Below are 2367 nucleotides of genomic sequence, written 5' to 3' on the forward strand. Positions count from 1 at the left end.
CCGAGATCGCCGCCATGCCCGCCGGCAGCGGCACCGGCGACAGCGACTTGCTGCGCGAGATGCACAAGGCGATCCGCGACGTCACCCTTGGCGTCGAAAGCTTCGGCTTCAACGCCTCGATCGCCAAGCTCTATGCCTTTACCAACACGCTGGCCAAATCCCAGGCCGGGGGGGATGCCAAGCGCACGGCCGCGCGCACCCTTGCGCAGCTGATGTCGCCGATGACGCCGCATCTCGCGGAAGAGCTCTGGCAGCTGCTGGGCGGTGAGGGGCTGGTGATCGCCGCCCCCTGGCCGCAGGCCGACGAGGCGATGCTGGTCGAGGCCAATGTCACCCTGCCGATCCAGATCAACGGCAAGCGGCGGGCGGAAATCAGCGTGCCCAAGGACATGGCCAAGGAAGAGGTTGAAAAAATCGTCCTCGCCCACGAAGCTGTGACCAGCCGGCTGGAGGGGGCCCAGCCGAAGAAACTTATCGTCGTCCCCGGTCGGATCGTGAATGTCGTCATTTAACCGCCGCCACTTTCTAAGCCTCGCCGCCGCCGGCCCCCTGCTGGCGGCCTGCGGTTTCGAGCCGGTCTATGGCACCCGCGGCCATGCCTCGGGGCTTTTGAATCAGGTGGTGCTGGACGCGCCGACCGACAGCAACACCTATATCCTGGTGCGCGAACTCGAAGACCGGCTGGGCCGGGTGCCGCGCGGCCGCTACGGCATGACGGTGTCGGTGGCGGTGACCGAACGCAGCGCCGGGCGCACCATTACCGGGGTCACCTCGCGCTATGACGTGATCGGCGACGCCACCTATGCGCTGCGCGACCTTGCCACCGGCGAGGTGGTGACCTCGGGCAAGGTGCAGAACTACACCGGCTATTCGGCCACCGGCACCACGGTGGCGACCCTGGCGGCACAGACCGATTCCCATGAACGGCTGATGGTGATGCTGACCGACCAGATCATGGTCGCGCTCTGGGCCTGGTCGGCGAAAGCCGCGTCATGAAACTGACCGGCCGCGACGCCGCCCGCTATTTCTCCAAACCCGACCCCAAGCGCAGCGGGGTGCTGATCTACGGCCCCGACGCCATGCGCGTGGCGCTGAAACGGCAGGAACTGATCCTGGCGCTGATCGGCCCCGAGGGCGAAGAAGAAATGCGCCTGACCCGCATTCCCGGCGCCGCCCTGCGCAAGGAACCCGCGCTTTTGGGCGATGCCATCAAGGCGGTGAGCTTCTTTCCCGGCCCGCGCGTCGCCTTTGTCGAAGACGCCAATGACAACGCCGCCCCGGCGATCAAGGCGGCGCTGGAAGACTGGGCGCCGGGGGATGCCCAGATCGTGGTCACCGCCGGCCAGCTCAAGGGCTCGTCGAAGATCCGCAAGGCCTTCGAGAGCCATGCCAATGCCTGGGCGGCGGCGATCTACAACGACCCGCCAAGCCGCGAGGAGATCGAGGCCGCACTGGCCAAATCCGGCCTGCGCGAAGTGGACCGCGATGCGATGACCGACCTGTCGAACCTCGCGCGCGAACTGGATCCCGGCGATTTCCGCCAGACGCTGGAAAAGCTGGCGCTGTACAAGATCGGCGATACCGCTTCGGTCTCTTGCGAAGACGTCATCGCCTGCGCCCCGACCTCGACCGAGGCGGCGCTGGATGATGTGCTGAACATCGTCGCCGAGGGCCGCGCCCCCGAGCTGGCCCCGGTCTTGCGCAAGTTGCAGGCGCAGGGCACCAATCCGGTCTCGCTCTGCATCGGTGCCACGCGCCATTTCCGCGCGCTCTACACGGCCGCCTCGGACCCGGGCGGCGCCGCCGCCGGTATCTCGCGCATGCGCCCGCCGATCTACGGCCCGCGCCGCGACCGCATGCTGCGCCAGGCCCAGGGCTGGGGGCCCGTCAAGCTTGAACAGGCGCTGACGCTTCTGACCGACACCGACCTGCAATTGCGCTCGGCCGGGCAAAGCGCCCCCGCCATGGCGCTGGTCGAACGGATGCTGCTGCGTCTCGCCATGCTGGCCCGGCGCTGAACCCGCCGCTCATCCGCGAAATGCCGTAACGGCACTGGCGCGCCGCCTTGCCCGGGCAGGGCGCGACCGGCAAGGTGGAAGAAAACGCGGAGAACAGACCATGTATGACGTTATCGGAAGTCGCAGCAGCCGCGCCCTGCGGGTCATGTGGGCGCTGGAAGAGCTGGAGCAGCCCTATCAGGTGATCAAGGCGGCGCCCCGGTCCGCCGAGGTGCTGGCGCTCAACCCCTCGGGCAAAGTGCCGGTGCTGAAGGACGGCCCCCATGTGATCACCGATTCGACCGCGATCCTGACCTATCTCGCCGACAAGCACGGCGCGCTGACCTTCCCGGCGGGCACCGTCGAGCGG

Annotated in this window: 4 protein-coding genes; all 4 read left to right on the forward strand. The window is 67.8% G+C overall.

Features of this window, described 5'->3' with window-relative positions:
* Nucleotides 1-512, forward strand: a 512-nt coding sequence (locus tag ABZD10_RS15250) for a class I tRNA ligase family protein (RefSeq protein ID WP_372887824.1), incomplete at its 5' end; no start/stop codon positions are given.
* Nucleotides 499-996, forward strand: coding sequence for an LPS assembly lipoprotein LptE (lptE, locus tag ABZD10_RS15255; protein ID WP_372887825.1), 498 nt, complete (start codon nt 499-501; stop codon nt 994-996). The genes ABZD10_RS15250 and lptE, both read left to right, overlap by 14 nt.
* Nucleotides 993-2018: a DNA polymerase III subunit delta gene (gene holA / locus ABZD10_RS15260; protein WP_372887827.1), complete on the forward strand. Its 1026-nt coding sequence runs from the start codon at nt 993-995 to the stop codon at nt 2016-2018. Before lptE ends, holA begins: the two co-directional genes overlap by 4 nt.
* A 100-nt stretch (nt 2019-2118) precedes the next feature.
* Nucleotides 2119-2367, forward strand: a 249-nt coding sequence (locus tag ABZD10_RS15265) for a glutathione S-transferase N-terminal domain-containing protein (protein ID WP_372887829.1), incomplete at its 3' end; no start/stop codon positions are given.

The sequence above is a fragment of the Shimia sp. genome (genome assembly GCF_041624275.1).
Classification (GTDB): domain Bacteria; phylum Pseudomonadota; class Alphaproteobacteria; order Rhodobacterales; family Rhodobacteraceae; genus Shimia.